We start from the raw sequence: 7,443 nt of genomic DNA, 5'->3' as shown, positions 1-7,443 counted from the left end.
CCAGATCAGCAGCCCCCATGCCGGATGCGGCCGCATCAGCAGCCGCAAGCCATGCGGCTGCGCAGCAGCGGGCGCCACGGAGGCTTCGGAAGGCACGCGGGCCATGTTCATGCACCGGACGCTAGCACGCGCGCTTGGCGCATCGCATCAGCAGCTGCCTGCTGGCGCGCCCAGCCGGGACACGGGTTGAAACACGCTGAACGTGTTTGCAGCCGGTCTTTTATGCGGTGGCAGGCTATGGATAGCTGAAAGCCTTCGTTCACGCAAGCCAGGGCGGCGCCCATGATCAAGGCATTCCATCACGCAGGAGACCTGCCATGACAAGCCACATCGCCAACGCTCCGGTCGAGCTGCCCGTCACCGGCCAGGCCCTGCGCCAAGCGCTGGAAGCGCGCGACGTGTCGGCCCTGCTGGCCTGCACCCAGCAGCTGCGCGTGGCGGGCTACCGGGTCGAGCCGGGCCGCCTGGCGGCCGAGCTGCTGGCCCACGGCTGCACCTGGGTCGAAGACGCCTTCGGCCATCGCGTGGCGCTGCAGGTGCATGTGCCCAAGGCGCTGGCCCAGTTGCAGCCCGACGAAGCCTGCAGCTTCCGCATTGCGGCCTGACGGTCTCCCGAACTCCCATCCGAACTCAACGCTGTCATTAGAAAAGGCAATCACCATGAGCATCCTCGCTGTCAACGCGCGCAACCAGTTCCGTGGCCGGGTCAAGGAAATCATCGAGGGCCCGGTGGTCTCGGAGGTCGACGTGGAAATGCCGTCCGGCCTGGTCGTGACTTCGGTCATCACGACCCGCTCGGTGCACGAGCTGGGCCTGCGCGTGGGCCGCGACGTGGTCGCGCTGGTCAAGTCGACCGAGGTGTCCATCGCGACCCTCTGACCCTATCGGCCCCGGGCGCGCCAACCTGGCGAGGCCTGTTGCCACATCCCACGGGCGGCCATGAGCCGCCCGTTTTTCATTGGCCAAGGCCGCTTGCCCCGCACAAATCGAATAAGAAAGCTCGTTTTGATTCGTTCCTCGTTCGATGCGCGATTTCTAGCATCTGGTTCCAGATTGCAACAACGCCCCGAGGAACCTCCGATGCCGTCCCGCCGTACCACGATTGCCCAGTTTGCCGCCGCCGCGCTGCTCGCCCTGACCGGCGCCGCCGCCATTGCCAAGGACGTCACGCTGCTGAACGTCTCCTACGACCCCACCCGCGAGCTCTACCAGGACTACAACAAGGCCTTCGCCGCCTACTGGAAGACCAAGACCGGCGACACCGTGACGGTCAAGCAGTCGCACGGCGGCTCCGGCAAGCAGGCCCGCTCGGTGATCGACGGCCTGGAGGCCGACGTCGTCACGCTGGCGCTGGCCTATGACATCGACGAGATCGGCGAGAAGGCCAAGCTGATTCCGCCCGACTGGCAAAAGCGCCTGACGCACAACAGCTCGCCCTACACCTCGACCATCGTGTTCCTGGTGCGCAAGGGCAACCCCAAGGGCGTGAAGGACTGGGACGACCTGGTCAAGCCCGGCGTCGCAGTGATCACCCCCAATCCCAAGACCTCTGGCGGCGCCCGCTGGAACTACCTGGCGGCCTGGGGCTACGCGCTGAAGAAGCCGGGCGGCAATGACGCCAAGGCCAAGGACTTCGTCACCGCGCTGTTCAAGAACGTGCCGGTGCTGGACTCCGGCGCCCGCGGCGCGACCACCACCTTCGTCGAACGCGGGATCGGCGACGTGCTGATCGCCTGGGAAAACGAAGCCTTCCTGGCCGTCAAGGAACTGGGCCCGGACAAGTTCGAGATCGTCGTGCCCTCGGTCAGCATCCTGGCCGAGCCGCCGGTGACCATGGTCGACAAGGTGGTCGACAAGCACGGCACGCGTGCCGTGGCCCAGGCCTATGTCGAGTACCTGTATTCGCCCGAAGGCCAGAAGATTGCGGGCGAAAACTACTACCGCCCGGTCGACGCTAAGGCTGCCGCGCAATTCACCAAGTTGTTCCCGGCCGTGAAGCTGTTCACCATCGACGACACCTTCGGTGGCTGGGCCAAGACCCAGAAGACGCACTTCAACGACGGTGGCGTGTTCGACAGCATCTACGTCAACAAGTGATGACTGCGGCCGGGCACCGCTGCGCGCGGGTGCCCGGCCTCCGCGCTTGCGCGGTTTTCCTGCCAGGGCGCGGCTTTCCGCCGCGTTTCTCATAAGCAAGCGCGTTTTGCTTCGTTCCTCGACTTGATGCCGCTGCCTAGCATCACTTCACGCATGAACACATGCGCAAAGGCTGCTTGGACAGCCCCCAGACAGCCGAACCACCCAGCCCAGGACCCGCCGTGACCACCGCCTCCCTTGCCGCCCATCCCGCCAGCCGTCCGGCGCGCGGCCCCTGGCTGTCGCGCCTGCTGCTGCGCCGCCGCAGCGTGCTGCCCGGCTTCGACCTGGCACTGGGCATGACGGTGCTGTACCTCAGCATCATCGTGCTGATTCCCCTGTCGGCCGTGTTCCTGAAGACCTTCACGCTGAGCTGGGACGGCTTCTGGGCCGCGGTGGCGTCGCCGCGCGTCGTCGCGTCCTACCGCCTGACCTTCGGCGCCTCGTTCGCCGCGGCCTTGCTCAACGGCGTGTTCGGCATGCTGGTCGCGTGGGTGCTGGTGCGCTACACCTTCCCGTTCAAGCGCGTGGTGGACGCCTTGGTGGACCTGCCGTTTGCGCTGCCCACCGCGGTGGCCGGCATCGCGCTGACGGCCCTGTACGCGCCGACCGGCTGGATCGGCCAGTACGTGCCGTTCAAGGTTGCCTTCACGCCGGTGGGCGTGTTCGTCGCGCTGACCTTCATCGGCCTGCCGTTCGTGGTGCGCACGGTGCAGCCCATCCTGGAAGACCTGTCCAAGGAACTGGAAGAAGCGGCGGCCACGCTGGGCGCCTCGCGGCTGCAGACCTTCACCAAGGTGATCCTGCCTTCGCTGGCACCGGCGCTGCTGACGGGTTTTGCGCTGGCCTTTGCCCGCGCCCTCGGCGAATACGGCTCGGTGATCTTCATCGCCGGCAACATGCCGATGGTCTCGGAGATCACGCCGCTGCTCATCATCACCAAGCTGGAGCAATACGACTACGCCGGCGCCACCGCCATCGCCGTCGTGATGCTGAGCATTGCCTTCACGATGCTGCTGGTCATCAACCTGCTGCAGGCCTGGGCCCGCAAGCGCCAGGGCCGCTGAGCCTCCCCAAATCCCTGTTTTTGCCGAGGTTCGCATGACCACCGCCCAGATTCCCCTGCCCGACGCGGCCACGCCGCAGCCGGCGCCCCCCGGCGCACCCGTTTCGCAGCGAGGCACGCGCGCACGCTCCGCGCTGTCGTCCACCACAGAGCCGGCCTGGGTCCGCACCACGCTGATCCTGATCGCGCTGCTGTTCCTGTCGCTGTTCCTGTTCGTGCCGCTGGTGGCCGTGTTCGTCGAAGCCTTCAAGAAGGGCTGGGAGGTCTACGTGGCCGCCATCGTCGAGCCGGACGCGCTGGCCGCCGTCAAGCTCACGCTGATCGCCGCCGGCATCTCGGTGCCGCTGAACCTGGTGTTCGGCGTTGCCGCGGCCTGGGCGATCGCCAAGTTCGACTTCCGCGGCAAGGACCTGCTGCTGACGCTGATCGACCTGCCGTTTTCGGTCAGCCCGGTGATCGCCGGCCTGATCTACGTGCTGGTCTTCGGCCTGCAGGGCTGGTGGGGCGAATGGCTGCGCGACCATGACCTGAAGATCATCTTCGCAGTGCCCGGCATCGTGCTGGCCACCGTCTTCGTGACCTTCCCGTTCGTGGCCCGCGAGCTGATCCCGCTGATGCAGGCGCAGGGCCAGGAACAGGAAGAGGCCGCGCGCGTGCTCGGCGCTTCGGGCTGGCAGATCTTCTGGCGCGTCACGCTGCCCAACGTCAAATGGGCGCTGCTGTATGGCGTGATCCTGTGCAACGCCCGGGCCATGGGCGAGTTCGGCGCGGTCTCGGTCGTGTCCGGCCATGTGCGCGGCTTCACCAACACCATGCCGCTGCACATCGAGATCCTCTACAACGAATACCAGTTCGCGGCCTCGTTCGCCGTGGCCTCGCTGCTGGCCGGCCTGGCGCTGGTCAGCCTGGTGCTGAAGTACATCGTCGAGCAACGTGTGAAGCGTGAATCGTCGGCCGCCCAAGGCGCTCACTGAAAACCGAAAGAAATTCATCATGTCGATTGAAGTCAAAAACCTGGTGAAGCGCTTTGGGTCGCTCGCCGTCTGCAACAACCTGAACCTGGAGATTCCCTCGGGTGAGCTGGTCGCCTTGCTGGGCCCGTCCGGCTCGGGCAAGACCACGCTGCTGCGCATGATTGCCGGGCTGGAACAACCCGACTCCGGCAGCGTGCTGTTCCATGGTGCCGACGCGACCTTCTCCGACGTGCGCGACCGCAATGTCGGCTTCGTGTTCCAGCACTACGCGCTGTTCGGCCACATGCGCATTGCCGACAACATTGCCTTCGGCCTGCGCGTGCGGCCGCGCGAGACCCGCCCATCCGAAGCGGCGATCAAGAAAAAGGTCGCTGAATTGCTGAAGCTGGTGCAGCTGGACGCCATGGCCGAGCGTTTCCCGCACCAGCTCTCCGGCGGCCAGCGCCAGCGCGTGGCGCTGGCCCGCGCGCTGGCGGTCGAGCCCAAGGTGCTGCTGCTGGACGAACCCTTCGGCGCGCTGGACGCCAAGGTGCGCAAGGAACTGCGCCGCTGGCTGCGCCGCCTGCATGACGAGATGCACGTCACCAGCGTCTTCGTCACGCACGACCAGGAAGAAGCCATGGAAGTGGCCGACCGCATCGTCGTGATGAACGAAGGCCGCATCGAGCAGCAGGGCGCACCGGACGAGGTCTACGACAACCCGGCCACGCCGTTCGTGCTGAAGTTCCTCGGCGACGTGAACCTGTTCCACGGCCGCAATGCTTCAGGCAAGGCCGAGGCCGACGTCAGCTACGTGCGCCCGCACGAGCTGGAGATCGTCGCCACGGCCGAGGCCGACACCTGGGCCGTGACGCTGGCGCAGACGCTGACCGTCGGCCCGAACACGCGCATCGAATTCAAGCGCGACGACGACGGCAGCTACGTGGACGTGGAGCTGCCGCGCGAAGCCTGGATCAACGCGCGTGACCGCCTGAACCTGATCAACGGCTGCCGCGTGCACCTGAAGCCGCGCCGCGTGACGCGGTTTGCGGCGCCTGTCTGAGCGCTTCCTTGCCACCCGTACCTCCCCCCGTGTCACCCAGGGCTGCTTCGGCAGCCCTTTTTCATTGGTGAGCAGACGTGTCATCGGCTGTGCACGCCGGTCATGAGTTAAGGCGGAAAGCTTCCTTCGCAGGCAAGGGCCGGCTCCCCAAAATCCCCTGACACCAAGCGACGCGTGGGCCACTGGCTCGCCGCGCTCAACCAGGGGACATTGCCTTGAACTTCCAGCAACTGCGTTCCGTCCGCGAAGCCGCGCGCCAGGGTTTCAACCTCACCGAAGTGGCCCAGGTGCTGCACACCTCGCAGCCAGGTGTCAGTCGCCAGATCCGCGAGCTGGAAGATGAACTGGGCCTGGCCTTGTTCGCCCGCAGCGGCAAGCGCCTGGTGGGCCTCACGCCGCCGGGCGAGCGCATGCTGCCCATCGTCGAGCGCATGCTGGTGCATGCCGAGAAGCTGCGCCACGTCGGCCGCGACTACGCCAGGGAAGCCTCCGGCCAGCTGACGATTGCCGCCACCCATTCGCAGGCCCGCTACGCGCTGCCGCCGGCCGTGATGTCCTTCCGCGCCCAGCATCCGCACATCGGCCTGACGCTGCACCAAGGTTCGCCGGACCAGGTCGCCAAGCAGCTGCTGCGCCGCGAGGTGGACATCGGCATTGCCACCGAAGGCCTGGCCCGGCACGCCGGCCTGCTGACCCTGGCCTGCTACAGCTGGACCCACCTGGTGCTGGTGCCCAAGGGCCACCCGCTGACCGATGGCAAGCCGCTGACGCTGGCCCGCCTGGCGCGCTTCCCGCTCATCACCTACGAGCGCGGCTTCACCGGCCGGGCCTCGCTGGACCAAGCCTTTGCCGCCGCCGGCCTGGCGCCACAGCTGGCGATGGAAGCGATGGATGCCGACGTGATCAAGACCTATGTCGAGCTGGGCATGGGGGTGGGCATCGTCGCGGCGATTGCGCACCAGCCCGAGCGGGACAACGAGCACATGGTGGCGCTGGACGCTCGCCACCTGTTTGCGCCCAACCTGACCCGGCTGGCGGTGCGCCGCGGCGAGCCACTGCGCGACATCGTGTTCGAGTTCATCCGCGCCTTCGCGCCGCCGCTGACGCGCGAAGTCGTCACCGCCGAGCTGCAGAAGGAGCTGCTGCGCGAGGGCCTGAGCCGGCCCGAGCTGCAGCATCCGGAGCTGGCCAGCAATGGCGCGCTGTACAACGGACCAACCGACAAGGTGCTGCCGCTCGCCCAAAGCGCCTGAGCCCGGCCCCATCGAAATCACAAACCGAATAAGCAGCGGCCCTTTGATTCGTTCCGTCGTCGCAGTCCGGCCCTTACGCTGAAGCCATTCGCTGAGAACCCTTGCTTTGTCTTTGATCTTCAACGCCTACCGCCGAGCCCGCCATGAACGCCACAGATCTGCTGCAATCGCTCACCCGCCCGGCTGCCATGCAGCCGCTGGGCGCGCCTGACCCCCACGGCCCTATCGTGCCCGCGCCCGTTCAACTGGAACCCGTGAACGACACACTGAGCCCGGCCGACGCCCAGCTCGACCTGGACCAGATCGTCACCTCGCTGCGCACCGTGCGCCTGAGCTGGCGCGAAGCCAGCGGCCGCTCGCGCGAACCTGCCGGCCGTGAACTGCCCTCGCCCGACACCGTCGCCCACATCATGGACGACCTCTGCGGCGTGCTGTTCCCGATGCGCCTGGGTCCGCCCGAGCTGCGCCCGCAGGAAGAAGACATCTACGTGCGCCGCACGCTGGGCCAGACGCTGCAGTTCCTGCAAGGCCAGGTGCGGCTGGAGCTGGCGCACGACGCCCGCCTGCTGGACGACGAGCAACGCAACCGCGGCGAGCTGCCCGAACTGGCTCGCCAGGTCGTCAACAACCTGGCGCGCTCGCTACCGGTCATCCGCTCGCTGCTGGACAGCGACGTCGCCGCCGCCTTCCACGGCCAGCCCAGCGCCCGCAATGTCGACGAGATCCTGCTCTGCTGCCCCGGCGTGCGGGCCATGATCCACCACCGCGTGGCCCATCGCCTGCACCGCCTGGGCGCGCGCCTGCTGGCCCGCATGGTGGCCGACCTGGCCCACAGCCGCACCGGCATCGACATCCATCCCGGCGCCACCATCGGCGCCGGCTGCTTCATCGACCACGGCAATGGCGTCGTGATCGGCGAAGGCGTGCGCATCGGTCGCCAGGTGCGCATCCACCAGGCCGTCACGCTGGACG

General features: G+C 67.2%; 8 protein-coding genes. All 8 read left to right on the top strand.

The window, feature by feature from the left end:
* Positions 1–317: 317 nt before the first annotated feature.
* Positions 318–605, top strand: a complete 288-nt coding sequence (locus FKP22_RS15470) for a hypothetical protein (protein WP_141288365.1) — start codon at positions 318–320, stop codon at positions 603–605.
* 55 nt (positions 606–660) lie between these two features.
* Complete coding sequence (locus tag FKP22_RS15465) at positions 661–879, top strand: TOBE domain-containing protein (RefSeq protein ID WP_141288364.1); 219 nt, start codon at positions 661–663, stop codon at positions 877–879.
* Between the two features lie 201 nt (positions 880–1,080).
* Positions 1,081–2,097, top strand: a complete 1,017-nt coding sequence (locus tag FKP22_RS15460; RefSeq protein ID WP_141288363.1) for a sulfate ABC transporter substrate-binding protein — start codon at positions 1,081–1,083, stop codon at positions 2,095–2,097.
* Positions 2,098–2,258: 161 nt separating this feature from the next.
* Complete coding sequence (gene cysT / locus FKP22_RS15455; RefSeq protein WP_141288362.1) at positions 2,259–3,203, top strand: sulfate ABC transporter permease subunit CysT; 945 nt, start codon at positions 2,259–2,261, stop codon at positions 3,201–3,203.
* A 34-nt stretch (positions 3,204–3,237) separates the two neighbouring features.
* Positions 3,238–4,176, top strand: coding sequence for a sulfate ABC transporter permease subunit CysW (gene cysW / locus FKP22_RS15450; protein ID WP_141288361.1), 939 nt, complete (start codon positions 3,238–3,240; stop codon positions 4,174–4,176).
* A gap of 19 nt (positions 4,177–4,195) precedes the next feature.
* Complete coding sequence (locus tag FKP22_RS15445; RefSeq protein WP_141288360.1) at positions 4,196–5,218, top strand: sulfate/molybdate ABC transporter ATP-binding protein; 1,023 nt, start codon at positions 4,196–4,198, stop codon at positions 5,216–5,218.
* A gap of 215 nt (positions 5,219–5,433) precedes the next feature.
* Complete coding sequence (locus FKP22_RS15440) at positions 5,434–6,471, top strand: CysB family HTH-type transcriptional regulator (protein ID WP_141288359.1); 1,038 nt, start codon at positions 5,434–5,436, stop codon at positions 6,469–6,471.
* Positions 6,472–6,614: 143 nt separating this feature from the next.
* The coding region (locus FKP22_RS15435; RefSeq protein ID WP_233446855.1) for a serine O-acetyltransferase at positions 6,615–7,443 on the top strand (829 nt) is incomplete at its 3' end.

Origin of the sequence: Ideonella azotifigens (genome assembly GCF_006519715.1) — a bacterium.
Classification (GTDB): domain Bacteria; phylum Pseudomonadota; class Gammaproteobacteria; order Burkholderiales; family Burkholderiaceae_C; genus Ideonella; species Ideonella azotifigens.
The sequence above is the reverse complement of the archived record's forward strand: the minus strand, read 5'-3'. Positions and strand labels throughout refer to the sequence as shown.